The sequence below is a fragment of the Cupriavidus phytohabitans genome, assembly GCF_000426345.1.
Taxonomy (GTDB): Bacteria; Pseudomonadota; Gammaproteobacteria; order Burkholderiales; family Burkholderiaceae; genus Cupriavidus.
Genome location: NZ_AUFE01000054.1, coordinates 1 through 24,656, shown reverse-complemented (window position 1 = coordinate 24,656; position 24,656 = coordinate 1). Strand labels below are relative to the sequence as shown.

Genomic DNA, 24,656 nt, shown 5'->3' with positions numbered 1-24,656 from the left:
ATATCCGTGGCCAGCCGGGAGAGGTTTCGCCGCTGATACTTCCTTCTGTTTGGCAACCCATACGGCGTTGGCGACACATACCATAGGCTGGATGAGCGTGGTGAGGTGTCCCCCCAGGACTCACCGCGTTTGTCCCGCCGCGTCTGCAGCTCCGCGGCGGGGCTTTTCTCGATGATCGTCAGGCCCTTCGCCCTCTTTCCCATCCGCGGCCTCATTGCGATGGTTACCCGCCTGCTGGCAATCAACCGCCTTGTCGGTCAACCGCAAGGCTTTTGCCCTCGCTTATGCCGCAGGGCACGGCGATGGATTCACCGCAAGGAGGAGCGGGCGGCGGATATCTGCGACCCGCCGGATGCAATCGATGCAGAGGATTGCAAGGTGCTGATCCGATACGAAATCAGGAAGGGGCCGAGGCGGATAGCCATCATGAAGCGTGGCTGACCGATATCCCATGGCCGAAGGCATACATCGACGCAAAGACTCGCAGGCATGCGGCCTTCTTTTCTTGCCAGCAGCAGCGTTGCCGACTTAGTTCACGCGTATCACCGGGGGCGGCATCCAGCTGCCATCGAGCAACCCCTGCTCCGGCCAGTACGCGCGCAGCATCATGTTCAGGCCGTCGGGCGGGGCCGGCAGCCAGTTGGCGGCCCGGGATCCCGCCGGGCGTTCGTGCTGGATATAGATGTCGAGCGAGCCGTCGCGGTTGTAGCGCAGGCGGTCGCGGCTGCCGATGGCATAGCGCTGGATCGGGTTGGGGACAAACGCCTGGTGGTCGTCGTAGAGCGTCAGCGACCAGAACGCCCGCGCCGGCGGCAATTGGCCCTTGTCGAAATGCAGCACGTAGCGCGCGCCGCCCTGCAGCGGCGTGCCGTTGGCATCGGTCCGTGTCGACGCGTAGATCGCATCCTCCGGCAGGTTGGCGCCCAGCCCTACCGACGCGGTCACCGCACGGCGGCCGTAGTTGGTGCCATAGTTGCCGAGATCGCGGTGCATGACCCAGCCGTTGCCGGCATCGGCATTGCCCTTGCGCGCGCCCTGCACGATCGCCGCCAGCGCCGCGGTCGCGCCCTCCTGCACCGCGCGCGCGGTGGTCGGTTCCATCACCGTGGTCTTGAACGGCACGCCGGGATGGATGCCCATGCGGCGCAGCTTCTCCACCATGGCGCTGTCGGCCGGCGCCGGCGGATTTGCCGGCAACAGCGCGGCAAAGCGCGTGAAAAAGGCCTGCGCGTCCATCGCCGCGACCTGCTCCACCGGCGAACTCTGCGTATCGACCGCAGCGGCGCGCGGCGCGGGCCGCTCAGGCACGCGGCGCCCGCCGCCCCAGGCTGACAGCGGCGTCAGCCGGTACTGGTCCTGCAGCCGGTGCACCGCCGGAAGATCCTTCTTGTCGTTGACCTGGGTACGACCGATCAACCAGACCATCGACGTCGGCGAGCGGATTTCCTGCACGCCCTTGGGCAGCGTGCCGCGCCAGTCGGGTCCGGTGATGGCGAAATTGCCGCGACGGGTGCCGGTGGTGCGCATGCCCGGCGAGGCAAACACATTGGTCCACGCATCCAGCAGCGGCATCAGGTAATAGCGCCCTTGCGTGTCGGGCACGGACAGGATCACCGGCTCGCGCGACAGGTCCAGCCATGCCGACGAATACAGCGTATCGGCATTGGGGCTGACCACGTCGGTGAAGCTGGGATCCGGGAACGTGCGCTTGTGGCTGAAGGTGTTGACCGGCGTGCGCAGCGTCATCAGCTCACGCGTCACGTCCATCAGCACCAGCGGATAGGCATAGGTAAAGACCTCGGCCGACAGGGCTTTCATGGCCAGGTCGGACGGCGGCTGCTCGACGGCGGCGGTTTGGATGGTGGCTGAATCCGGCGCGCTGGCGCAGCCGGACAGCATGACAGCGAGCGTGACCGCGCTCGCCATAAAACGAAATGAAGGCTTCATGACCCCGTTCCCGATTCTTGCGCCTTGTCCGGGCGTTGCGGCTATGACTGCCAGCATGTCGTCCCGGAGGCGCATCTGTTTGCTCCCGCATCTTGTCCCTCCCCTTGCGCCGTGTCAATTCCTCGCACGCAGGGGAGAGAGGGCGATCACACCAAAGGGAGGGCGTCCACGGAACGTGGATGATAAAGCACCTCCACAACGCAACGGAATCACCCGATCAGGACCTGAAAACAGCGCACGATACCAACCGCTCAATACCGCATCTGCACATCATCGACCTTGCCCGTGCGCGCGTTGTAGAGGCAGGCATAGTGAAAACCGATCGCCGACGAGCTGTCATCGGGCTCGAACACGCCTTCGCCGTTGACCGAGGTCTGCGCGTCAGGCCGCTGGTAGTACTGCTCGCGATCGGCCATCAGCATGACGCTGCCGGGCTGCGGATAGCGGCGCTTGAGCGCTTCGGCAACGGCCGGCACGCAGGCGACGGAGGCGGCCCTGGACACGGCCTGGGGATCGACCGTGATCCGCGTGGTGGCGGGCGGGACCGGGCGCGGCGCGGTTTGCGGCGGCGTCGCGCAGGCGGCGAGCAGGCACGCCAGCGGCAGGCACAGGATTGAAACTCGTATCACGCGGACCTCCTCCCAGCGGAAGCGCGCACGCTGGCGCCCTCCCAAAAAGTGAAGCGGAGCCATCAGATTAATGCCTTCGGGCGGAAAAGCCAAAGCCGCGCATCCCTGGCATCTCCGGATTTGCCCGCGATTGCGAATCTTCCAACACGGCTAAACTATCGGCTCCCGGCGCCGGCGCGCAGCGCGCGGCGCCGCAAGACACCACGATGCCGACACAATGACAGCCACAGAGACAAGCGGCGCACGCCCTGCCACTACCACCATTCCCGCGCCATTGCTGCGCAATGCCGCCAGCCTGCTGGTCGTGCGCGACGCGCCCACCGGCATGGAAGTCCTGCTGGTCCGCCGCGTCGAGCGCGCCAACGACCGCAGCAGCGGCGCCTATGTGTTCCCCGGCGGCACGCTCGACGCGCTGCAAGACAAGGCGCTGCATGCGCACGCCCACGGCCTCGACGACATCGCCGCCAGCGAGCGCCTGGGGCTGCCGGCTGGCGGCCTGGACTTCTATGTTGCCGCGGTACGCGAATGCTTCGAAGAAGCCGGCCTGCTGTTCGCCTACGGCAACGACGGACGCCTGCTGCCTCCCGATGCCCTCGACGCCGGACAGCAGACGCTGCTGCGCGCCGCCGTGCAGCGCGGCGGACCCGGCCTGGCGCATGCATGCGAGCAACTCGGGCTGCGGCTGGCTGCCGACCGGCTGGCCTACCACAGCTACTGGCTCACGCCGCCGGGCCTGCCCAAGCGCTTCGATACGCGCTTCTTCGTCGCGATCGCGCCGGAAGGCCAGCAAGTGATCGCCGATGGCAACGAGATCGTCGAACACCGCTGGATCCGCCCTGCCGAAGCCGCCGATCCCGCCAGCGGCCTGCCGATGATGCACGTCACGCGCCGCACGCTGGCGGCGATCGCGCAATTCGAGAACGCCGAGGCCTGCTTTGCGTATGCGGCGCAGCTGCGCGGCATCGCCTGCATCATGCCGCGCCTGGCCACCGGCGCCGCGGGCGTGCGGCCGGTGATGCCCAACGAGGCGTGCTATGCCGAGATCGGCCGCATCGACCCCGAAGGCCGGCACCATGGCCGTTACGAGCTATGCCCCGGCTTGCCGGTGCAGCTGTCCGGGCGCGTCTGGCGCGTGACCGCGAACAACGGCAGCGTGATGACCGGCCCCGGCACCAACACCTACCTGGTGGGCGGCGGCGCGCGCAACGAATGGGCCGTGATCGATCCCGGCCCCGATGACGCCGAACATGTGCGCGCCATCCTGGCCGCGGCACCGGGCCCGATCCGCTGGATCTTCGCCACGCACACGCACCTCGACCATTCTCCGGCGGCGGCCGCGCTGCAGGCTGCGACCGGCGCAAGCGTGCTGGGCCGTGGCGCGCCCGCAGGCCAGTGGCAGGATGCGGGCTTCGCGCCGCAGCGCGAACTCGCGCACGGCGAGCGCATCGCCCTCGGCGACGGCTGCACGCTACGCGTCTGCCATACGCCGGGCCACGCGTCGAACCACCTCTGCTACCTGCTCGAAGAAGAGAAGACGCTGTTTACCGGGGACCACGTGATGCAGGGCTCGACGGTCGTGATCGGTCCGCCTGACGGAGACATGCGCGCCTATCTCGAGTCGCTGGCTGCCCTGCAGCAAGAAGACCTGGAATGGCTCGCCCCCGGGCACGGCTTCCTGATCGCGCGCCCGCAGGACGCGATCCGCCTCCTGGTCCGCCACCGGCTGCAGCGTGAAGCCAAGGTCGCGGCTGCGCTGCGCGAACTGGGGCCCGCGCCGATCGAAGCGCTGGTGCTGCGCGTCTATGACGACGTGCCGCCGCGCATGCACCCGGTCGCGCAGCGCTCGCTGCTTGCGCACCTGCTCAAGCTGCGGGATGAAGGCAAGGCACGCGAAGCAGACGGGGACTGGTCGGAGGTGGCGGCATAGCCGCCGTAAGCGGCCGCAAAGTTTTTTTCGCTCACCCCTTGCGCAATCCCGAAATTCCGCTACAATTCGGCCTCTCGTGTGCGGCTGTAGCTCAGTTGGATAGAGTACTTGGCTACGAACCAAGGGGTCGTGGGTTCGAATCCTGCCAGCCGCGCCACCTATGCAGAAGGGAAAAGGGCTTCCGGAAACGGAAGCCCTTTTTTCATGGCGCCTCTGCGCGAAATTTGCGCCCCATCCTGTGCGCAAGCGCTCGCCGCCACTCTGAAACTACCACCGGTACCTCGCGCCGACCGTACCCCCCGGATTGCGCCCCGCCTTCACCTTGAACCACAGCTTCACGCCGGTTGCCGTGTTGCCATGCGCGCCGATATTGAACGAGAACAGCCCGCGCAGCAGGTCGGCATCGATCTTCGTGCCGTTGATGTTGATGCTTTGCTTGCGGCTGTCCTGCCACCAGTCGGCTTCAACGAACGGATAGATGCCGGCCAGGCGTGTCGGCTGCGCGCCATAGAGCCGTATGCCGATGCCGGTGGCACTGGAATCGCCGGGCATGCCCTGCGCCTGCACGCCGCTGACCGGCGACATTCCGGGCTGATAGGCCAGCTGCAGCCGCGGCTGGATCGTCAGGCCGCCGGCGCGCGGCACCACTGCATCGACAGCCAGCGCCATGGTGCGCACGCTGCCGTCGACAAAGCCGCTGGCGCTGGTGACATCGTCCAGGTGCAGCGTCAGGCGGCGCGGGCGATCGACCACGGCGGCGGGATCGCGGTCCACGACGGCCGGGCCCGGCGCGTCGTCGTCCGGTCCCGCTCCCATCGCAAGCGGCAATGACGACGAAGGCTCGGGCGACCGCGTCGCGTACTCGACGGTGACCGGTTCGGGGGCACTACTGAAGAAAGTGGACGCATTGGCCGGTATGTCGGCGTCGGCCACCAGCGCCTCGGGTGCCTCGGCGACCGGCGCTGGCGCGGCCCGCGCCTGCAGCGGCTGGTCCCACCCGGAGACGCCCTGGCTGTCGACAACCCTTTCCGGAACCGCATCATCCGCGTGGGCCAGCGCACACATCAGCACGGCCAGGATGCTGCAGCATTGCAAGTGGTGCCGGATCAGACCCGGATGCGTGGCACACGGGTGCCACCCGGGGCAAGACCCCGCCTCCTCCCTCTCGCTCGATGATGACAAGACCATAGTCATGGCAACCACCTTCGGACGTTATATCTGCCTGCCCGATGAGCTTGAGGATAGGTCAATCCGCCTGCTTGCGTTAGCGGGGAATGTTGGTCTCCGCGCGCTGGCAATGGCCGCGTTCCGGACGACGACCGCGGTCGGACATGCGGCGACGCACGTCGGCTCGGATGGCCCGGATCAAATCGCCGCGGCTTTGCGCTTTAAATGCCCCTTTTCGTCAATAATGGCGAGAATGACGAATCTCCCATGCACTGCCCGGCTCGCGGCCGCCGGGAGCAACACCGATGGCTCAGTGGCAACGCGCGCGCCGGCGTAACGCCGCGACGGCAGCGCGGCGTGGCAACAGCCTGCAGCGCAAGCTGGCGATCGCGACGGCGGTCGGCGGGCTATGCACGCTCGTGCTGGCCGCGCTGGTGATCGCGCGCTCGTTCGGCACCTTCATGGCCGCACGGCAGAACCTCCACGACATTTCGGCATACCGTGGCGTGCTCGACGCCGCCAACGTGCTGTCCGCCGAACGGGGGCCGGCCAACAGCGTGCTGGGCGAACCGCCGCTGGCCGACAGCGCCGCGCGCGCACGCCTGCGCGCCATGCGCGCGCTGAGCGACGCCGCGCTGCAGCGCCTGGCCGCCCCACCCGCGCCGCCCTTCGGGCTGCACAGCCACCACCTGCCGGCGCTGATGGTCGAGCGCGTGCGCGAGCGGCTGCAACGGGCGCGCGCCGAGATCGACCAGCTGGCCGCGCGCCCACTTGCAGAACGCGACATGGACGCGATCCGCCATGCGATCGAGAGCATGTTCAACGTGGTCGACATGCTGCAGCCGGCCATCGCGTGGCAAGTGCGCGAATTGTCCGCGTGTCACGAAGGTCTGGCGGCAGCCGCCCTGACCGGCAAGATGCTGGGCGACCTGCGCGAGTATGGCGGGCGCATCGCCTCGCAGATCATGGCGCCCGTGGCAGCGCGGCAGCCGATGCCGGTGCAGAGCCTGGTCGATGCCACGCGCTCGCGCGGACGGCTGCTCGAACTGTGGCAGCTGGCCGGTCCGGCGTACAACATGTTCGGCGACTCGCCCGCGCTGGATCACGCCTACGCCGACACAAATCACCAGTTTTTCGGACAGGGCATGGCGATGATCGACAGCCTGGTCGCGCAAGGACGCGCGTCGGGCCATTATTCGATGACGCCCGAGGAACTGACGAATCGCTACGTGCGCACGCTGGAACCGCTGGAGCGGCTGCGCCGCGTGTTCCTGGACGAGGTGGTCGCGCATTTCGCCGCCACGCGCGCGCAGGCGCTGCGCGAGCTGGCGGCCGCCTGCGGCGCAACGGCGCTGATCCTGGCGGTACTCGGCTACATCCTGGTGTTCGCGCAGCGCTCGGTGTTCCTGCCACTGCTGCGCGCGCGCGACGAAGTGATCGGCCTGGCCGAGGAACGCGGCCATCCGGACTACGCCGCGCCGCCTGCAATGGCCCCGCGCATGGCCCCGCGCGCAACGGAATTGCGGCCCCTGTTCGATGCCATCGATATCCTGCGCCGCAAGCTGCGCGAACGCGCCTCGCTGACGGCCCAGCTCGAGCACCAGGCACGCACCGACAGCCTCACCGGGCTGCTGAACCGGCGCGCGCTGGAGCTGGTGGCGGCCCGCTACCCGGCGCAGCACAGTGCCAGCCTGGTGCTGATCGACGTCGTTCGCTTCAAGCAGATCAACGACCGCCATGGCCATGCGGCCGGCGACGAAGTGTTGCGCGAGGTGGCAACGCTGATGCGCGCGCTGGTACCGCCGGAGAGCGTGCTGGCCCGCTTCGGCGGCGAGGAATTCGCCCTGCTGCTGCCGCATGGCCGCCCGGGCGAGGCCGCCGCGCAGGCCGAAGCGCTGCGCGCGGCGCTGGCCCGTGCCCCGGTGCGCATGCCCGGCGGCAAGTCCCTGCAGGTGACGGCCAGTTTCGGCGTCGCGATCGGGCACGGCGGAGCACGCCACTGGCAGCAGCTGTTCGCCGCGGCCGATGCCGCGATGTACCGGGCCAAGGCGGAAGGACGCAACTGCGTGCGCGAAGCGCAATGCAATGAAGAGGCACCGGCGGCCTGAGCTTGCCGGCGGAATTTCGATCGGCGGGGCCTGCGATCGAGACCCTGGACGAGACCCTGGATCGAGACCCTGGACGAGACCCGTAAACGACGAAAGGCTCGCTTGCGCGAGCCTTTCCGAATATTGGTGCCCAGAAGAGGACTCGAACCTCCACAGTGTTGCCACCGCTAGGACCTGAACCTAGTGCGTCTACCAATTCCGCCATCTGGGCTTCGTTTCGCTGCATTGCTGCTGCGTTGCGAAGAAGAAAATTATGCCGCCGATACAAGACGTTGTCAACAGTCCTACACAAAAATCTTCGTGGGCATGCTGCGTGAACCTACTGCTCGCCACCCCGCCGCATGAAATCCACGTGCGCCGGCCGTCCGGGCAACTGCAGCGCCACCGTCGCAGGCGGCGTGGCGGCAATGGTCTTGCCAGCCCGCAGCACGCGCAGCCGCGTGGCGCGCAGCCTGATCGCCTCGACCGGGTCGCGCGCCTGCAGCAGCACCAGGTCGGCCCTGCAGCCCGGCGCGATGCCGTAGCCGTCCAGACCAAGGATGTGCGCCGGCGCCGTGGTCACCGCGGCAAAGCAGGCCCGCATCGCCTCCTGCCCGGTCATCTGCGCCACATGCAGGCCCATATGCGCGACTTCAAGCATGTCGCCCGAGCCCAGGGCGTACCACGGGTCCATCACGCAGTCGTGGCCGAACGCGACCGGCACGCCGGCCGCCAGCAGTTCAGGCACGCGCGTCATGCCGCGGCGCCTGGGGTAGCTGTCGTGCCGCCCCTGCAGCGTGATGTTGATCAGCGGGTTGGCGATTGCCGCGACGCCGGCCTCGCGCATCAGCGGGAGCAGCTTGGACACGTAGTAGTTGTCCATCGAGTGCATGGAGGTCAGGTGCGAGCCGGCCACGCGGCCATGCAGGCCGAGCCGCACCGTCTCGCTCGCCAGCGTCTCGATATGGCGCGACAGCGGGTCGTCGCTTTCGTCGCAATGCATGTCGACGCGCAGCCCGCGCTCGGCCGCCAGCTCGCACAGCAGCCGCACCGATTCCGCGCCCTGCGCCATGGTGCGCTCGAAATGCGGGATGCCGCCGACCACCTCGACGCCCATGTCGAGCGCGCGCGTCAGGTTCTGCAGCGCGCCGGGCGCGCGTAGCACGCCGTCCTGCGGGAACGCCACCAGCTGCAGGTCGAGGTAAGGACGCACGCGCTCGCGCACGTGCAGTAGCGCTTCCAGCGCGAGCAGGCGCGGATCGCAGACGTCGACGTGCGAGCGGATCGCCAGCAGCCCGCGCGCCACGGCCCAGTCGCAGTAGGCCAGCGCGCGTTCGACCAGCGCTTCCTGCGTCAGCATCGGCTTGAGTTCGCCCCACAGCGCAATGCCTTCGAGCAGCGTGCCGGACTGGTTCACGCGCGGCAGCCCGTACGACAGCGTCGAGTCCATATGGAAATGCGCGTCGACGAACGGCGGCGTCACCAGCTGGCCGGCGGCATCGATTTCCTCGGCGGCCCGCGCGGCCAGCGCCGGTTCCACCGCGGCGATGCGGCCTTCGGCAATGCCGATATCGATGCCGGTGCGCCCGTCGGGCAGGTTGCAGTGCCGCAAGATCAGGTCGAGCATGGCGTCTCTTGAAGGGGAAGGTTCAGACGGAAAGCACGGCGCATGATCGCATGGCCGCGCGGGGCGCAGGCAGCGCGCGTGCGGACGGTACGGACGATGCGCTCACCCCTGCCTGTCAGCCAGCACCTGCATGGTCATGGCCTCGGGCGCGAGGCCGCAGCCGCGCAGCAGCAGCGCCACCAGGTGCTCGGTCGCCTGCGCATAGTCCTGCCGCCCCAACTGGCTCACACCGAGCACGGCGCAGACCTGCGACTCGAAATCGGCATAGGTCTGCGTTGCGGCCCAGATGGTAAAGAACAGGTGCTGCGGGTCCACCGGTGCCATCTGGCCGCTGTCGATCCATTGCTGCACCACCGCGGCCTTGCGCGCCACCAGTTCGCGCAGCGCATGGCGCAGGATCTCGCCGATCTCCGGCGCGCCGTGCAGCAGTTCGTTGGCAAACACGCGCGAGGCGTCGGGATGGCTGGCGGACAAGCGCATCTTGGCGCGGATGTACTGCTCCAGCGCCACCTGCGGCGGCAGTTCGGCGCGGATGATATCGGTCTCCGACAGCCACAGCTGCAGCGTGTGGGCCAGCACCGCGCGGTACAGCGCCTGCTTGGTGCGGAAGTAGTAGTGCAGGTTCGACTTGGGCACGCCGGCGCGCGTCGCGATCTCGGCCATGGTGGCGCCGGCAAACCCCGCGCGCGCGAACACGTACTCGGCCGCGCGCATGATCATGGCCTGGTTTTCCTGCCGGATGCGGCCGGCAGGCCCTTCGTGCGCAAGCGGTATGCCATGCGCCGGCAGCGCCCGGCGCGGTGTGGCGCTGGCGCCCGGGTCCATCACCGTGTGCCGTAGAGGCGGTCGCCGGCATCGCCCAGGCCGGGCACGATGTAGCCGTGCTCGTTGAGCGTCTCGTCGATCGCGGCGGTGACGATCCCCACTTCGGGATGCGCGGCACGCAGCGCGCGCAAGCCCGGACGCGAGGCGATCAGGCACACGTATTTCATGGTGGTGACGCCCGCCTCCTTCAGCCGGTTCAGCGCGGCAATGGCCGAGTTGCCGGTGGCCAGCATCGGATCGACCACGATGACCATGCGCTCGTGGATATCTTCCGGCATCTTGAAGTAGTACTCGATCGGCTCGAGCGTCTCGGGGTCGCGGTACAGCCCGATATGACCGACGCGCGCCGCCGGCAGCAATTCCAGCATGCCGTCGATGAAACCATTGCCGGCACGCAGGATCGACACCAGGCACAGCTTCTTGCCCGACAGTATGCGCGACTGCGTCGGCGCGATTGGGGTGCGGATGGAAATGGTTTCCATCGCCAGGTCGCGCGTGGCTTCGTAGGTCAGCAACTGGCTGATCTCGCGCACCAGGCGGCGGAAATTGTCGGTGGTGGTTTCCTCGCTGCGCACCAGCGTGACCTTGTGCTGCACGAGCGGATGGTCGACGACCAGCACGCCGGGCATGCCGGCAGCGTTGTCGTCGCGGCTGGCTACACCGGGAACAGCGTCGGGAGCAGCGGGAACAGCGGACATGTCGTTCATGGGGACGCTCCTGATGCCATGTTTGATGCCACGTTATCCAACGCAAACCTTGCAGATCGCGGAACGCGATCGCGGCGGGCGCAGGGGCGCCCGCCGTGCTCAGAACACGGTGCCGTCGCTGACGATGCTGAACGGCGGCGCACCGCCCGGGCGCCGCTTGGCGGCGATGCGCCGGCCTGCGGCCCAGGTGCCGCCTTCCAGCACGCGCGCCAGCGGGAAGTCGGCTTCCGCCAGTCCCAGCGCCTGGCGCACGCCATCGGCCACCAGGTCCAGGCCAGTCACCGTCAGCGCGCGCCATTCGACGATCACGGGCTCGTCCACCGCATGCGGCTCGGCGATAAAGGACGCATCGCGCGGCACCATCAGTTCGAAGTCGAACAGCAGGCCGCCGTTGCGGTACTCAGGCAGCCCGGTCAGCGCATCCAGCCCGGTGACCGTCAGGCCCGCATCTTCCAGTGGTTCCAGCAGCGAATAAGTCAGCCACTGCGTGAGCTTGTGGAATGGCACCAGCCCGCCGGGCGCGGCAGGATGGTGCCAGCAATCGCCCAGCGACACACCCTCGACCACGATACGCCCCGGCCAGACCGGCCCCAGCCCCACCAGCAGCGTGCGCAGCAGAAAGCTGGCGTCGAGCCGCTCGTTGACCGCATGTGCCTTCAGGTAGTCGAACAGGTTGCCCAGCCGCGCGGGCCGCCCGAACAGCGCCGGCGTAGCTTCCATCACCTCGCCCAGCCGGCGCAGCAGCCCGGCGCGGCCTTCCAGGCCCACCAGCGGGTTGTGCTGCGCTACCTGGAAGGCGTGGGCGATGCTGTCGGCATCGATGCGCTGCAGCCGCTCGGCATCCGCGCGCAGCGGGTCGCCGGGCGCCGCGGAAAAGCCGCCGCGTGCGAACAAGACGAAGCTGGCCACGCCCAGCCCCTCGGAGCGGGTCAGCACCAGGTCGCTGGCCGGATCGCGGTAGCGCCAGTCGGGGCCCGCGCCGGCGTCGAGCAGTACGCTCGGGATCACCAGGTCGATGCCGATGCGGGCGCGCTCTTCGCGGTGCTCGGGCCCGCTCAGGCCGGCGCGCTCGCACAGCACCTGCCAGCGGTCCACACGCTGGTCGACGCCGCCGCTCTCGAAGTGGCGCCAGCGGCTGTGATAAGGCACCTGCAGGTCCGGATAGCGCTGCCGGATGGTGCTGGCCACGTAGTCGGCGATCGCGTGGATGCGGTCGGGGTGCCAGGTAAACAATTCGGACGCGCCGCTGGCCACGTGCTCGGTGACCGCCGCGCAATGTGTGCGCACGGCCTCCGCGCACAGCAGCGCGGAAGCGGGGTGCCCTTCCGGCACGGGGCTGAGCCAGCCCCCACCCGGACGCATTTCCTCGCCTGCTCCCCGACGGTCCATGCCGCCACGATCCTCTTCGGGATACATTGTCATTCGTTCAACCCCCTGCCCTTTGCCAGGGCCAGTTCATCGGCATCTGGCGGCGTGTAGCGCGTAAAGTAGCCGGCCGCCACCTTGGCGTCGATCTCGACACGGGCGTCCGCCGGGATCAGGGTTTCGGGGATCGCCACCTGCTCGACCACCTCGATGCCCTGCGCCACCAGCGCGCCATGCTTCATGTTGCTCATCGACGCCCAGCGGTCGATGCGACGGATGCCCAGCCAGTGGAACACATCCGGCATCAGCTCCTGGAAACGCATGTCCTGCACGCCTGCCACGCATTCGGTGCGGGCAAAGTAAGTCTCGGCGCGGTCGCCACCCGCCTGCCGCTTGCGGGCGTTGTAGACCAGGAACTTGGTTACCTCGCCCAGCGCGCGGCCCTCCTTGCGGTTGTAGACCACCAGCCCCACACCGCCCTGCTGCGCCATCTCGATGCACACTTCGATGCCATGTGCCAGGTATGGCCGGCAGGTACAGATGTCTGACCCGAACACGTCGGATCCGTTGCATTCATCGTGCACGCGGCAAGCCACTTTGGTCTCGGGCTTGCCGAGCTGGCTGACGTCGCCGAAGAAGTACAGTGTCATGCCCCCGATGGGCGGCAGGAACACTTTAAGGTCGGGCCGCGTGACCAGCTCCGGGAACATGCCGCCGGTCTGCTCGAACAGGCTGCGCCGCAACACGCTCTCCTTGATGCCGAAGCGCGCCGCCAGCCCCGGCAGGTACCAGACCGGATCGACCGCCGCCTTGGTCACGCGCACGTCGCCATTGGCATAGAGGATGCTGCCGTCCGGCGTCAGCCGGCCGGCAGCCATCGCCGATATCAGTTCGGGCATGTTGATATGCGCGCGCGTGACGGCAATGGTCGGGCGGATATCCACGCCCGCCGCAATGCGGTCGGCGAAGACGGAGGAAACGAGGTGGCCCCAGGGATCGAGCGAGACGATCTTTTCCGGATCGGCCCATTGCGGGTGCGGGCCGATGGCCTCGGCGGGGGCGGTATCGGTCAGGTCGGGACGATGGTCGCGCTGCAGCGAGCCGCTGGCGACCGCCAGTGCGCGGTAGATGGCGTAGGCGCCGGCATGGGTGCCGATCACATTGCGCTGCGCGGGATTCGCCAGGCTCGCGATCACTGGTCCGCGTTCGGCTGCGGTGGGCGCCCCCCAGTGGATCGGCTCGGCCGGCTTGCCGCGGCGTGCGTGCGAAGTGAGGACGATATGGTCGGACATGGCACCCTCGGTTCCGATGGAATCCTGACCAAACGGTCAGGTTTACACTTCCATACTAGGCAACGTTCATGCCATCGCCCAATGCCGGTTTACGCGAGTTTTGCCGCGCTCCGTATGGAGCCGTACGCAAGCGGGGCGACGCGCATGCACGCAGGGCGTGCCGGGGACATGACGCCGACGGTGCGCGCGCACCAGCAGGAGGCAACGCCGCGCGCGCAGGGTTGCAAGCCTTAGACAGTAGGACGGCTCGCCGATCCGCGCGAGTCTGACAGCCAGGCCCACGCCGCCCGCAGCCCGGCCAGCGGGCTTGCGCTCTCCACGTAGCGATGGAACAGCGCGCCGGCAACGTTGCTCAGTGCCCACGCGGCCGCCATGCCCAGCGCGTTCAGCAACGGCTCCCCAGGCGCAAGGTTCGACACCAGCGCGTTGACCAGCAGGCACACCGGGAAGTGCACCAGGAAGACCGAATAGGAAATGCGGCCGAAGAAACCGACCACATGGCCGCGCGGCCAGCGCTCCATCCAGCCGCCGCGGCGGGAGATGGCCAGCAGCAGCGCGGTGGCCAGCGCCACGGCGATGCGCAAGCGGAAATCGACGATCAGCGCCGCCAGCGCCACCGCGCCGATCACCAGCATCGGCATGGCCGACCGGCCCGGGTTCGAGGCCCACCATGCCAGCGTGCCCATGCCATAGGCGCCGAAGAAGTACACCGCCCAGATATCCCAGGCGGCATCGCGGTTGAACCAGAACAGCGACGCGACCGCCAGCAGCGCGACCACGCCGATGCCGGCAACGGCGCCCGCCTGCGCCTGGCGCGGCACCAGGGCGCGTGCGGCCCACAGCGCCACCAGCAGCAGCCCGAACAGCTGAAGGTCGATCGCGACGTACCAGACACCGGCCGAGAGCGCATCAACATCCAGCACGTTATGCAGCAGCGTGAGGTGCGCCAGGAACTGCGTCAGGTGCGCAGGTGCCGGGATCGATTCATGGATCATCCACTGCCGCGCCAGCGCGGAGCCGGCAATGCTCAGCAGCAGCGCGACGGCGAATGGCACCACCAGCTTCAGGTAGCGGCGCCACAGCATCGCCAGTGGATGTTCGCGGATTTCGAGCCGGCCGTGCGGTGCCAGGCTGCGCGCGGCCAGGAAGCCGCTGATCACCAGGAACACCTGGACGGCGATGCGGGCGTAGTCATACAGCCAGTCCACCACCCCTGGGGCCAGGCGGTAGGCAGTGTCGGACATCGGACCGTAGAAAGCGAGGTGATGCAGCACGATCAGCTGGGAGCTGACCGCCTTGAGCGCGTCGATGCAGGGCAGGCGTGACGGACGGGGGCTCATTGTTCTTGGAATGACAAAGCGCACGGAAGGCGCGATTCTACCCGTTTGCCCTGATAGACATGTGGCGTCGTATCCACAAATTGCGGATTGGTTACACACTGGCAGCGATTGTTGCCCTTTGCCTGCTTTGGGCTTCCATGTCTCACCGGAGAGGCATTTGCTTATGACGACTTTATCCTTCGCCCAGCGAAGGCTGGGGTATACCCTAGCGTCTTTGCCGCACCGCCGGCCAGCTATCCGGTTTCCCGAATGTCCGTCTCTGTCCTGTCTTCCCTGCTTGCCCGTTTGTCCAGCGCGCGTCGCCCCCTTGCGGCGCTCGCCTTCGGTGTCATGGCCGCCGCGCTGACGCCGGCTGCGGCCAATGCCCAGTCGCAAACTCCCGTGCTCGACAAGATCCGCGATTCCGGCACCATCGTGCTGGGCTACCGTGAATCCGCGCTGCCCTTTTCCTTTGCCGACGACAAGGGCCAGCCGGCCGGCTACGCGGTCGATCTGTGCCTGCGCGCCGCCGAAGCGGCGCGCCAGAAGCTGGGCCTGAAAGACCTGAAAGTGCGCTGGATGCCACTGACGCCGCAGAACCGCATTCCGGCGGTGGTCAACGGGCTGGTCGACCTCGACTGCGCCCCCAACACCAACTCGCTCGAGCGCCAGAAGCAGGTGGCCTTCAGCGTCTCGCACTATGTCTCGACCGTGCGCATGCTGGTCCGCGCCGACTCTGGCATCCGCTCGCTTGGCGACCTGCGCGGCAAGACCGTGGTCACCAGCGCGGGCTCGACCGGCGACCGCCACGTGCGCCGCCTGAAGGGCCAGTACGGCTACCACGACGTCTACGCCAAGGACCATGGCGAGTCGTTCCTGCTGCTCGAATCCGGCCGCGCCCAGGCCTTCGTGATGGATGACGTGCTGCTGGCCGGACTGCGTGCGCGCGCCAAGGATCCGTCGCAGTACTTGATCGTGGGCCCGTCGCTGTCGGTCGAGCAGAACGCGCTGATGTTGTCCAAGGCTGATCCGGAATGGAAGCGCCTGGTCGACCAGGCGCTCGCCACTGCCTTCACCGGCCCGGACGTGGTCGCGCTGCAGAAGCGCTGGTTCCAGCAGCCGATCGGCAGTCGTGGCATCAACCTGGCGCTGACGCCTTCGGGCGAGGTGCGCGCGGCGTGGAAGCATCCTTCCGACGCCGTCACCGAGTAACCCGGGATCCCGCCAGCCAAGACCCCGCCCGCAGCCGGACCGCGGCCGCAATTCAGGGTTTCCATGAGAGTGCCGCGCCGGGCAAGCCCCAAGTTGACAGCGACAAACGATGTTGGCGACACTGGCCCGAGCCATCCCTGCGTGGGATAGGCCACATACACGACCGCCCGACGGCGGCATTTCTCAGGAGAAACCATGAACAAGTTTGTCGCGACCGCGATCGCGCTCTGCCTCGGCGCCGCCTCGCTGGCCGCCCAGGCGCAGGGTACCGGCAAGAAGCAGTTCGATCCGTATTCCCAGGGTGCAAAGTCGGGCGAGAAATTCGACCCGTACTCGCAGGGTGCCAAGGCCGGCGACAAGTTCGACCCGTACAGCCAGGGCGCGAACAAGAGCACGCGCAGCGACCTGAACCCCGCCGCTCCGGCCGCCGAGCCGAAGCCGGCGAAGAAGTCCTCCAAGCCGAAGGCCAAGAAGAAGGCCGCTCCGGCGCCGGCCGCCAGCTGAAACGGCAATGGCTCCGACGAAAAAACCCGCCGAGGCGGGTTTTTTTGTGCCCTGCGCGGGCCAACGCCACTTTATGGCGCCTGCGTGTCGCGCTCCAGCGCGGTGACGTCGATGCGCTGCACATTGCCGTCCTGCCGCACCTCGGTGCGCAGCACGAAGGCTTCGGACGGGCAGTACCAGTCGGTCACGAGCATCAGCGAGGGTTCGACCTGCACGACTTCCTCGCCCACCATCACCGGCCCCAGCGAAGTGCGCTTCTCATAGGTGATCGGCAGGCATTCCTTGCGCCCCATCACGGTTTCGATCACCTGGCGCCGGCCCACCTGGCGCGAGCCGATATGGATCGATGCATGCAGGGCGCGCATGGTGCTGACCACTTCGTCGGAGCCGAGGGGATAGACCTTGAGCGATACGCTGGACTGGAACGTCTCGCCTTCGAGCCTGCTGCCTTCGCGCAGATCCATGCCGGCGTAGTTGAAGACGCCCTTGCCCCGGAACGAGGCTTCGCCGTACATGCGCGCATAGCGGGCGCGGGCATTGATGATCGCACGCTGGCTTTCGATGCTGGTCTCGTCATCGGGCGTGCGCCGGTCGATCACGACCTCATGCACCTGTTCCATGATCACCGGCGGCCCCATCAGCGCCGACATCGCCGACTTGGAGCTGACCGTCAGCTGCGCGCGGCAGCCGGATGCGCTGCGCCCGACATCGCGCAGCGTCATGCGGATCGACATCGGCATGGCGCCGTCGCCCTCCAGCTGCACATGCGAGCCGGAGCGGAACCATGGCGCGTTGCAAAGCACGGCCGCCGCCGACGCGGCCATCTGCGTGGCAGCCACCTGCGCGGCGGCATTGACGGCTGTCGCGGCGGCACCGGCGGGCGCCGCCGGCTGCGCCGCTGCCGGCATGGCCAGGAGCGTGGACGCCACTGCGGCAAGGCTGGCAAGCCGGTACTGTTGCGCCTTTGTCTTCACATGAATCCCTGTCTAGAATGACCTGGCGCCCCCGATATCGCGCCCGGCCTGCCAGGCGTCCGCCTGGCCACTCAGATTATTGGTGTTTTTCGTGCAAGTGGCTATCTCGCTGACCCTTAGCGGTGGCCAGGGCCACATGCCTGAGGCCGCCGGGCTTTTCCCGTGTACCGGCCCGCGCGGGCCCAGAGGGAGGTTCCATGCTTCAGTACTACGCGAAACTGTGGTGGGTGGTCGCCCTGCGCGGCCTGTTTGCGCTGGTCTTCGGCTTCTGCGCGTTCTTCGCGCCGATCGCCACGCTGGCCGCGCTGGTGATCGTATTCGGCGCCTTTGCCGCGGCCGACGGGCTGATGGCCCTGGTCATGGCCATCTCCGGCAGGGACCGCGAGACCAGCGACCGCTGGATCCTTGCGCTGCAGGGCCTGCTCGGCCTCGGCGTGGGCGCGCTGACATGGTTCAGCCCGGCCATCACCGCGCTGTCGCTGCTGGTCTACATCGCGGTATGGACGCTGGCCACGGGCGTGCTGCAGATCGTCGCCGCGATCCGGTTGCGCAAGGAGATCCCCAACGAATGGTGGCTGATCCTGGCGGGCCTGGTCAGCATTGCCTTTGCCTTCCTGGTACTGTGGCAGCCGCTGGCGGGGGCGCTGGCGGTGCTGTGGATGATCGGCGCATGGGCCATCGTGTGCGGCATCCTGCTGATCGCCGTCGCGTTCCGCCTGCGCCGCGCGCGTCCGGCCGCAGCGGGCGTCCAGGCGGCCTGAGCGCCATCCTGCGGGCCTACCGGCGCTCGCCGCCCGCCCGTCGTCCGGACCGTGGCGTCTCAAGGGGCACCCCGCCGCCGTGCTACCATTGCCCGCCGCGCGTGCCTCCGCCGCGGCTGTGGCGTCCCAGGCGCTCGGCAACGGCCGTCGGCGCGGCCATCCAGCATGTCTTCCGGCTTGCCCTGACCAGGTCGCCGGTTGGCTGTCCACCAATGGACGGCCTGATGCGTTGTGATGGCTTCCCGTCATCGCGCACCCACGCAAGACCATCCCAATCCGTCGTCTTTCCAGGAGTTCTATGCGTAGTTCATCGACCTCGCGGTATGCCGGGCTGTCGGTTGGTGCCACCACCACCAGTGCTGTCGTGCTGGTCAGCCTTGCCGTACTGCTGGTCTGGTTCGGCACGCTCGACATGCGCCACCTGCTGCGCTCCGACGAAGGCCGCTACGCCGAGATCGCGCGCGAGATGTTCGTCACCGGGGACTGGGTGACGATCCGCTATCACGAACTCAAGTACTTCGAGAAGCCGCCCTTCCACCTGTGGGTGACCACGCTGGCCTATACGCTGTTCGGTGTCGGCGACTGGCAGGCGCGCCTGAGCGTGGCGTTGTCCGGCCTGCTTGGCCTGGGCGTGACCATGCTGGCCGCGGCGCGCTGGTATGGGCAGCGCGTGGCGCTGCTGGCCGGACTGGCGCTGCTGGCGGCACCGATGTGGAATGTCGCCGGGCATTTCAATTCGCTGGACATGACCCTGGCCGGCGCGATGGCGTGCGTGCTGGCCTGCATGCTCATCGCACAGCACCCGGACGCCACGCCCGCGGCGCGCCGCAACTGGATGCTGGCGTGCTGGGCCGCCATGGGCGTGGCAGTGCTGGTCAAGGGGCTGGTCGGGCTGGCCTTGCCCGGGCTGGTGCTGGTGGTCTATACCCTCGCCACCCGCGATCCTGGCCTGTGGCGCAGGCTCCATCTGCTGGCCGGCACGGCGGTGCTGCTCGCGGTCACCGTGCCGTGGTTCTGGCTGGTGTCGGTGCGCAACCCTGAATTCCCGCATTTCTTCTTTATCCACGAGCACTGGCAGCGCTATACCTCGCATGTCCACCAGCGCGAAGGCGCGATCTGGTTCTTCGTGCCGCTCCTGCTGGCCGGGTTCCTGCCCTGGCTGGGGCTTGCACCACAGATGTGGCAGGCGGTGCGCGAGCGCGCCGGCGTCGCGCGCGGCACTTCGCCGCGGCCGTTCCAGCCCGCGCTGCTGGCGGCGCTGTGGGCCGTGACGATCTTCGTGTTCTTCAGCCTGTCGGGATCCAAGCTGCCGGGCTATATCGTGCCGATCTTCCCGGCACTGGCGCTGCTGGCGGGCGTGGCGCTTGACACGGTCACGGAACGCGCGTGGCGCTGGCAGGTCAATGCCATGATTGCGCTGGGCGTGATCGGGCTGCTGGCGTGCCCCTTCGTTGCCATGCTGGACAAGCCGAGCACGCCGAATGCCGTGTACCGCGAATTCACCTTCTGGATCGCCATTGCCTTTGCCATCATGCTGGCCGGGGCCGTGGCTGCCCGGCGCCTGCTGCGCACACGTGGCGTATTTCCCAGCATCGTGGTGTATGCGCTGGCGATGTTCGCCTGCTGCACGGTGGCGCTGCGTGGCCACGAGGCGATGGGCCGGCCCAGTTCCGGCGCGGACCTGGTGCCGGCGATCAATGCGGTGCTGACGCCGCAGATGCCGCTGTACAGCGTCGGCATGCTGGACCATACGCTGCCGTTCTACCTGCGCCGCACCGTCATCATGGTCGCGCACCGGGACGAACTGGCGTTCGGCATCGGGCAGGAGCCGCGGAAGTGGATCCCCACCATCGACGGCTTTATCTCGCGCTGGCAGGACGGCCAGCGCGCCGTGGCGATCATGATGCCCGAAACCTACAAGATGCTGGCGGCGCGCGGCGTGCCGATGCACCGGATCGCCGGCGACCGCCGGCGCGTGGCGGTCGCCAACTTTGCACTGCCGGGCGAGGGCCCGCACGCGCCATCCCAAGGACAGTAACCCTGCACGACCTGGCGCCATGACGCTTTCGACTTTCCTGTTTATCGTTACCGGCGTGCTGCTCAACGCAGCCGCCCAGCTGCTGCTGAAGGCCGGCGTCAACGCCATCGGCGCGATCACGCTGGATCGCGGCACGCTACTCGTCACGGCGCTGCGCGTGCTGACGCAATGGCCGGTGCTGGCCGGCCTGACCCTGTACGTGGTCAGCGTCGGCGTGTGGATCGTGGGGCTGTCGCGCGTGGACGTGTCGGTCGCCTACCCGATGCTGTCGCTCGGCTATGTGGTCAACGCGCTCGCCGCCTGGTGGCTGTTCGGCGAGATGATCGGCCCCTTGCGCGTGGCCGGCATCCTGCTGATACTGGCTGGCGTCTTCCTGATCGCCCGCTCCTGACCTGGCCGCCCTGGCTTGCCTGACCTGCCTCACCGACCGGGACCGATTTTTCGCGGATTTATTGTCGATCTTTCGTTTTTAAGCCCATGACTGCTCCTGCTTCCGACTTCCTGCCCTTTGTCCGGCCTGAAATCGATGCCGCCGCCATCGCCGACGTCGGCAAGGTGCTGGCCTCCGGCTGGATCACCTCGGGGCCGAAAATGCAGGCCTTCGAGGCCGCACTGTCGGACCTGTTCGGCGGACGGCCGGTGCGCACTTTCGCCAACGGCTCGGCGACGATGGAAATCGCGCTGCGCATTGCGGATATCGGCCCCGGCGATGAAGTCATCACCACCCCGATCACCTGGGTCGCCACCGCCAACGTGGTGATCGCGGTCGGCGCGCGCCCGGTGTTTGTCGACATCGACCCGCGCACACGCAACCTGGACCTGGACGCGGTCGAGGCCGCGATCACGCCGCGCACGCGCGCGATCATGCCGGTGTACCTGTCAGGCCTGCCAGTCGACATGGACCGGCTCTACGCCATTGCTTCGAAACATGACCTGCGCGTGATCGAAGACGCCGCCCAGGCGATCGATTCGCGCTGGCAGGGCCAGCGCATCGGCGCTTTCGGCGACCTGGTCAGCTTCAGCTTCCAGGCCAACAAGAACATCACCACCATCGAGGGCGGCTGCCTGGTGATGAACACGCCGGAAGAAGCCGTGCGCGCCGAACGCCTGCGGCTGCAGGGCGTGATCCGCACCGGCTTGGACGGCATGGACGTGGAAGAACCCGGCGGCAAGTTCAACCTGACCGACGTCAATGCCGCGGTAGGCCTGGCGCAGCTCGGCAAGCTCGACGCCATCACCGCGCGCCGCGCCGAACTGGCCGAGGCCTACTTCCGCTGCGCCGCCGACAGTGGCCTGGCGGAGCTCGGCATCGAGCTGCCGCGGCCGCTCGATGCGCAGGCCGCCACCACCAACTGGCACATGTTCCAGGTGGTGCTGCCGACCGGGCGCCTGCAGGGCGGTCCGGCGCAGGCGCGCCAGCAGGTCATGGCAGCCATGCGCGAGCGCGGCATCGGCACCGGCGTGCATTACCCGCCCGTCCATCTTTTTACCTACTACCGCTCGCTCGGCTGGCGCGAAGGCATGCTGCCGCATGCCGAACGCATCGGGCGCGGCATCGTCACGCTGCCGCTGTTCCCGGCGATGCAAGCCGCCGATGTCGAGCGGGTCTGCGCAACCCTCAGCGAAACATGCAAACGTCTCTCCAAATGAGCCCGGTCGAAGTTTCGGTCGTCATTCCGGTCTACAACGAAGAAGACGGGCTGCAAGCCCTGTTCGACCGCCTTTATCCGGCGCTGGATGGCCTTGGCAACTCTTACGAGGTCATCTTCATCAACGATGGCAGCACCGACCGTTCGGCGGCCCTGCTGGCCGCGCAGTTCCACAAGCGCCCGGACGTGACGCGGGTGGTGCTGTTCAATGGCAATTTCGGCCAGCACATGGCGATCCTGGCGGGCTTCGAGCATACCCGCGGCAGGATCGTCATCACCCTCGACGCCGACCTGCAGAACCCGCCGGAAGAAATCCCGCGCCTGGTCGAGGCGATGCGCGCCGGCCATGACTACGTCGGCACCATCCGCCGCCAGCGCAATGACACCGCGTTCCGTCGCTACGCGTCGCGCGCGATGAACCGGCTGCGCGAGCGCATCACCAAGATCCGCATGACGGACCAGGGCTGCATGCTGCGCGCCTATGACCGCAACGTGATCGACACCATCAACGCCTGCCGCGAGGTCAACACCTTTATCCCCGCGCTGGCCTATACCTTCGCGTCGAATCCCATCGAGATCGAGGTCGGCCACGAGCAGCGCCACGCGGGGGAATCGAAGTATTCGCTGTACCAGCTGATCCGCCTGAATTTCGACCTGGTGACCGGCTTCTCGATCGTGCCGCTGCAGTGGTTTTCGGCAATCGGCACGATCCTGTCGCTGTTTTCAGGCGTGCTGGTGGTAGTGCTGCTGGTACGGCGCTTCCTGTTCGGCTCTGAAGTCCAGGGTGTGTTCACGCTGTTCGCCATGAACTTCTTCCTGATCGGCATCCTGCTGTTCGGCCTGGGCCTGCTGGGCGAGTACGTCGGCCGCATCTACCAGGAAGTGCGCGACCGGCCGCGATACCGCATCAAGGCGGTGCTGGAGGCCGACCCCGCGCGCGCCGCATCGGCCCCCGCGCAGGTGGAGCGATAATGCGCGCCGTCGTCTTCGGCTATCACAATGTCGGCGACCGCTGCCTGCGGGTACTGCATGCGCGCGGCGTCGAAGTGGCGCTGGTCATCACGCACCGCGACCGTCCCGACGAGAACATCTGGTTCCGCCGGGTTGCGGACACCGCCGCGGAGCTGGGCCTTCCCTTCATCTACGGCGAGGACCCCGCCGACCCCGCGATCGCGCAGGCAGTGCGCGATGCGCACCCGGACGTGATCTTTTCCTTCTACTACCGCGCAATGATTCCCGCGGCAGTGCTGGCGCTGGCCCCTGGCGGCGCCTTCAACATGCACGGGTCGCTGCTGCCGAAGTATCGCGGCCGCGTGCCGGTGAACTGGGCGGTGCTGCACGGCGAGACCGAAACCGGCGCCACGCTGCATGCGATGGAGGCCAGGCCCGATGCCGGCTATATCGTCGACCAGACCGCCGTGCCGATCCTGCCGGACGACACCGCCGGCGAAGTCTTCGAGAAGGTCACCGTGGCCGCCGAACAGACCTTGTGGCGCGTATTGCCGGCGATGATCGCCGGCAATACGCCACAGCGGCCCAACCCGCTTGAGGAAGGCAGCTATTTTTCCGGACGCAAGCCGGAAGACGGCCGCATCGACTGGAGCCAGCCGGCTGCCAGTGTCTACAACCTGATCCGCGCGGTCGCGCCGCCCTATCCCGGCGCGTTCACCGAGGTGGCAGGGGAGCGCTTCATCGTGGCGCAGGCACGCCGCCTTCAGGCCGGCTCCGCCAGCGCCGCCGGCGGGTTGCCGCCCGGCCTGCACGTGCATGACGGCAGGATCGTGGGCGTGTGCGGAGATGGCGGCGCGGTGCTCATCATCGAATTGCTGGCGCATGACGGGGCGCCGGTCACGCCCGATACCTTTTCCCAGATTCTCAGAAAACAAACGAACGAGGAACACCGATGAAAAAGGTCCTGATTCTCGGCGTCAACGGCTTCATCGGCCATCACCTGACGCGCCGCATCCTGGAAACCACGCCGTGGGAGGTCTACGGCATGGACATGAACACGGACCGCCTCGGCGACCTCGTCGACCACCCGCGCATGCACTTCTTCGAAGGTGACATCACCATCAACAAGGAGTGGATCGAATACAACATCCGCAAGTGCGACGTGGTGCTGCCGCTGGTCGCCATCGCCACGCCGGCCACCTACGTGCGCCAGCCGCTGCGCGTGTTCGAGCTGGATTTCGAGGCCAACCTGCCGATCGTGCGCGCCGCGGTCAAGTACGGCAAGCACCTGGTGTTCCCGTCGACCTCCGAGGTCTACGGCATGTGCAGCGATGACGAGTTCGACCCGGAAGCCTCGCCGCTGGTCTATGGCCCGATCAACAAGCCGCGCTGGATCTATGCCTGCTCCAAGCAGCTGATGGACCGCGTCATCCACGCCTATGGCATGGAGCAAGGGCTGAACTACACGCTGTTCCGCCCCTTCAACTGGATCGGCGCGGGCCTGGACTCGATCTTCGAATCGAAGGAAGGTTCGTCGCGCGTGGTGACGCAGTTCCTCGGCCATATCGTGCGCGGCGAGCCGATCAAGCTGGTCGATGGCGGCGCGCAGAAGCGCGCCTTCGCCGATATCTCGGACGGCATCAGCGCGCTGATGCGCATCATCGAGAACCCCGGC

Annotated in this window: 22 protein-coding genes and 2 tRNA genes; 13 read left to right on the top strand and 11 right to left on the bottom strand. The window is 67.6% G+C overall.

Annotation, left to right across the window (positions count from 1 at the left end):
• Window positions 1-129: 129 nt before the first annotated feature.
• Window positions 130-441, top strand: a complete 312-nt coding sequence (locus tag K309_RS0126875; protein WP_156914458.1) for a hypothetical protein — start codon at window positions 130-132, stop codon at window positions 439-441.
• 87 nt (window positions 442-528) lie between these two features.
• Here K309_RS0126875 and K309_RS0126870 read toward each other — a convergent pair whose 3' ends face one another.
• Window positions 529-1,947 carry a DUF1254 domain-containing protein gene (locus K309_RS0126870; RefSeq protein ID WP_029049253.1) on the bottom strand — a complete coding sequence of 473 codons (1,419 nt, stop codon included), beginning with the start codon at window positions 1,945-1,947 and terminating at the stop codon, window positions 529-531.
• 251 nt (window positions 1,948-2,198) lie between these two features.
• On the bottom strand, window positions 2,199-2,576 hold the full coding sequence (locus tag K309_RS0126865) for a hypothetical protein (protein WP_029049252.1): 378 nt from the start codon (window positions 2,574-2,576) through the stop codon (window positions 2,199-2,201).
• Between the two features lie 217 nt (window positions 2,577-2,793).
• Between K309_RS0126865 and K309_RS0126860 the strand changes: the two genes are divergently transcribed.
• Window positions 2,794-4,503 (top strand): MBL fold metallo-hydrolase, encoded by a 1,710-nt coding sequence (locus K309_RS0126860; RefSeq protein WP_029049251.1) that lies wholly within the window; start codon window positions 2,794-2,796, stop codon window positions 4,501-4,503.
• A gap of 80 nt (window positions 4,504-4,583) precedes the next feature.
• Window positions 4,584-4,660, top strand: a tRNA-Arg gene (locus K309_RS0126855).
• 110 nt (window positions 4,661-4,770) lie between these two features.
• Here K309_RS0126855 and K309_RS0126850 read toward each other — a convergent pair.
• A complete protein-coding gene (locus K309_RS0126850; protein ID WP_369796521.1) occupies window positions 4,771-5,598 on the bottom strand; it encodes a hydrolase in 828 nt (275 codons plus the stop codon).
• Between the two features lie 377 nt (window positions 5,599-5,975).
• On the opposite strand from K309_RS0126850, the gene K309_RS0126845 reads away from it, so the two are divergent.
• Window positions 5,976-7,778 carry a GGDEF domain-containing protein gene (locus K309_RS0126845; RefSeq protein WP_029049249.1) on the top strand — a complete coding sequence of 601 codons (1,803 nt, stop codon included), beginning with the start codon at window positions 5,976-5,978 and terminating at the stop codon, window positions 7,776-7,778.
• Between the two features lie 124 nt (window positions 7,779-7,902).
• Here K309_RS0126845 and K309_RS0126840 read toward each other — a convergent pair.
• The 7 genes from K309_RS0126840 to K309_RS0126805 form a co-directional block, all read right to left on the bottom strand.
• A tRNA-Leu gene (locus tag K309_RS0126840) sits at window positions 7,903-7,989 on the bottom strand.
• A gap of 108 nt (window positions 7,990-8,097) precedes the next feature.
• Window positions 8,098-9,384 (bottom strand): amidohydrolase family protein, encoded by a 1,287-nt coding sequence (locus tag K309_RS0126835; protein WP_029049248.1) that lies wholly within the window; start codon window positions 9,382-9,384, stop codon window positions 8,098-8,100.
• 102 nt (window positions 9,385-9,486) lie between these two features.
• The gene (locus K309_RS37590) at window positions 9,487-10,209 is read right to left on the bottom strand and encodes a TetR/AcrR family transcriptional regulator (RefSeq protein ID WP_035878448.1); all 723 of its coding nucleotides are present in this window, start codon (window positions 10,207-10,209) and stop codon (window positions 9,487-9,489) included.
• Window positions 10,209-10,916, bottom strand: coding sequence for a uracil phosphoribosyltransferase (gene upp / locus K309_RS0126825; RefSeq protein WP_029049247.1), 708 nt, complete (start codon window positions 10,914-10,916; stop codon window positions 10,209-10,211). Before upp ends, K309_RS37590 begins: the two co-directional genes overlap by 1 nt.
• Window positions 10,917-11,015: 99 nt before the next feature.
• Window positions 11,016-12,338, bottom strand: coding sequence for a URC4/urg3 family protein (locus K309_RS0126820; protein ID WP_029049246.1), 1,323 nt, complete (start codon window positions 12,336-12,338; stop codon window positions 11,016-11,018).
• The gene (locus tag K309_RS0126815; protein WP_029049245.1) at window positions 12,335-13,573 is read right to left on the bottom strand and encodes a GTP cyclohydrolase II; all 1,239 of its coding nucleotides are present in this window, start codon (window positions 13,571-13,573) and stop codon (window positions 12,335-12,337) included. The genes K309_RS0126820 and K309_RS0126815 overlap by 4 nt, the downstream gene beginning before the upstream one ends.
• A gap of 230 nt (window positions 13,574-13,803) precedes the next feature.
• Window positions 13,804-14,913 (bottom strand): acyltransferase family protein, encoded by a 1,110-nt coding sequence (locus K309_RS0126805; protein WP_029049244.1) that lies wholly within the window; start codon window positions 14,911-14,913, stop codon window positions 13,804-13,806.
• Window positions 14,914-15,162: 249 nt separating this feature from the next.
• On the opposite strand from K309_RS0126805, the gene K309_RS0126800 reads away from it, so the two are divergent.
• Window positions 15,163-16,104 (top strand): amino acid ABC transporter substrate-binding protein, encoded by a 942-nt coding sequence (locus K309_RS0126800; protein ID WP_029049243.1) that lies wholly within the window; start codon window positions 15,163-15,165, stop codon window positions 16,102-16,104.
• A 195-nt stretch (window positions 16,105-16,299) separates the two neighbouring features.
• On the top strand, window positions 16,300-16,608 hold the full coding sequence (locus tag K309_RS0126795; protein ID WP_029049242.1) for a hypothetical protein: 309 nt from the start codon (window positions 16,300-16,302) through the stop codon (window positions 16,606-16,608).
• A gap of 71 nt (window positions 16,609-16,679) precedes the next feature.
• Here the strand turns inward: K309_RS0126795 and K309_RS0126790 are convergent, their stop codons facing one another.
• A complete protein-coding gene (locus K309_RS0126790; protein ID WP_029049241.1) occupies window positions 16,680-17,582 on the bottom strand; it encodes a hypothetical protein in 903 nt (300 codons plus the stop codon).
• 197 nt (window positions 17,583-17,779) lie between these two features.
• Between K309_RS0126790 and K309_RS0126785 the strand changes: the two genes are divergently transcribed.
• The 7 genes from K309_RS0126785 to K309_RS0126755 all read left to right on the top strand — a co-directional run.
• Window positions 17,780-18,343 carry an HdeD family acid-resistance protein gene (locus tag K309_RS0126785; RefSeq protein WP_029049240.1) on the top strand — a complete coding sequence of 188 codons (564 nt, stop codon included), beginning with the start codon at window positions 17,780-17,782 and terminating at the stop codon, window positions 18,341-18,343.
• A 298-nt stretch (window positions 18,344-18,641) separates the two neighbouring features.
• Window positions 18,642-20,381 carry an ArnT family glycosyltransferase gene (locus K309_RS0126780; RefSeq protein ID WP_029049239.1) on the top strand — a complete coding sequence of 580 codons (1,740 nt, stop codon included), beginning with the start codon at window positions 18,642-18,644 and terminating at the stop codon, window positions 20,379-20,381.
• Window positions 20,382-20,400: 19 nt separating this feature from the next.
• Complete coding sequence (locus K309_RS0126775) at window positions 20,401-20,772, top strand: EamA family transporter (protein WP_029049238.1); 372 nt, start codon at window positions 20,401-20,403, stop codon at window positions 20,770-20,772.
• A gap of 86 nt (window positions 20,773-20,858) precedes the next feature.
• Window positions 20,859-22,031, top strand: coding sequence for a DegT/DnrJ/EryC1/StrS family aminotransferase (locus tag K309_RS0126770; RefSeq protein ID WP_029049237.1), 1,173 nt, complete (start codon window positions 20,859-20,861; stop codon window positions 22,029-22,031).
• A complete protein-coding gene (locus K309_RS0126765) occupies window positions 22,010-23,002 on the top strand; it encodes a glycosyltransferase (RefSeq protein ID WP_029049236.1) in 993 nt (330 codons plus the stop codon). Before K309_RS0126770 ends, K309_RS0126765 begins: the two co-directional genes overlap by 22 nt.
• A complete protein-coding gene (locus tag K309_RS0126760; protein WP_029049235.1) occupies window positions 23,002-23,937 on the top strand; it encodes a formyltransferase in 936 nt (311 codons plus the stop codon). The genes K309_RS0126765 and K309_RS0126760 overlap by 1 nt, the downstream gene beginning before the upstream one ends.
• Window positions 23,934-24,656: bifunctional UDP-4-keto-pentose/UDP-xylose synthase (locus K309_RS0126755; protein WP_029049234.1), on the top strand; the 723-nt coding region annotated here is incomplete at its 3' end. The genes K309_RS0126760 and K309_RS0126755, both read left to right, overlap by 4 nt.

Coding starts and splice junctions, on each gene's coding strand:
- K309_RS0126870 (WP_029049253.1), bottom strand. CDS start 1,947: ATGAAGCCTTCATTTCGTTTTATGGCGAGCGCGGTCACGCTCGCTGTC.
- K309_RS0126775 (WP_029049238.1), top strand. CDS start 20,401: ATGACGCTTTCGACTTTCCTGTTTATCGTTACCGGCGTGCTGCTCAAC.
- K309_RS0126800 (WP_029049243.1), top strand. CDS start 15,163: ATGTCCGTCTCTGTCCTGTCTTCCCTGCTTGCCCGTTTGTCCAGCGCG.
- K309_RS0126795 (WP_029049242.1), top strand. CDS start 16,300: ATGAACAAGTTTGTCGCGACCGCGATCGCGCTCTGCCTCGGCGCCGCC.
- K309_RS0126770 (WP_029049237.1), top strand. CDS start 20,859: ATGACTGCTCCTGCTTCCGACTTCCTGCCCTTTGTCCGGCCTGAAATC.
- K309_RS0126860 (WP_029049251.1), top strand. CDS start 2,794: ATGACAGCCACAGAGACAAGCGGCGCACGCCCTGCCACTACCACCATT.
- K309_RS37590 (WP_035878448.1), bottom strand. CDS start 10,209: ATGGACCCGGGCGCCAGCGCCACACCGCGCCGGGCGCTGCCGGCGCAT.
- K309_RS0126760 (WP_029049235.1), top strand. CDS start 23,002: ATGCGCGCCGTCGTCTTCGGCTATCACAATGTCGGCGACCGCTGCCTG.
- K309_RS0126815 (WP_029049245.1), bottom strand. CDS start 13,573: ATGTCCGACCATATCGTCCTCACTTCGCACGCACGCCGCGGCAAGCCG.
- K309_RS0126780 (WP_029049239.1), top strand. CDS start 18,642: ATGCGTAGTTCATCGACCTCGCGGTATGCCGGGCTGTCGGTTGGTGCC.
- K309_RS0126785 (WP_029049240.1), top strand. CDS start 17,780: ATGCTTCAGTACTACGCGAAACTGTGGTGGGTGGTCGCCCTGCGCGGC.
- K309_RS0126820 (WP_029049246.1), bottom strand. CDS start 12,338: ATGACAATGTATCCCGAAGAGGATCGTGGCGGCATGGACCGTCGGGGA.
- upp (WP_029049247.1), bottom strand. CDS start 10,916: ATGAACGACATGTCCGCTGTTCCCGCTGCTCCCGACGCTGTTCCCGGT.
- K309_RS0126835 (WP_029049248.1), bottom strand. CDS start 9,384: ATGCTCGACCTGATCTTGCGGCACTGCAACCTGCCCGACGGGCGCACC.
- K309_RS0126765 (WP_029049236.1), top strand. CDS start 22,010: ATGCAAACGTCTCTCCAAATGAGCCCGGTCGAAGTTTCGGTCGTCATT.
- K309_RS0126845 (WP_029049249.1), top strand. CDS start 5,976: ATGGCTCAGTGGCAACGCGCGCGCCGGCGTAACGCCGCGACGGCAGCG.
- K309_RS0126805 (WP_029049244.1), bottom strand. CDS start 14,913: ATGAGCCCCCGTCCGTCACGCCTGCCCTGCATCGACGCGCTCAAGGCG.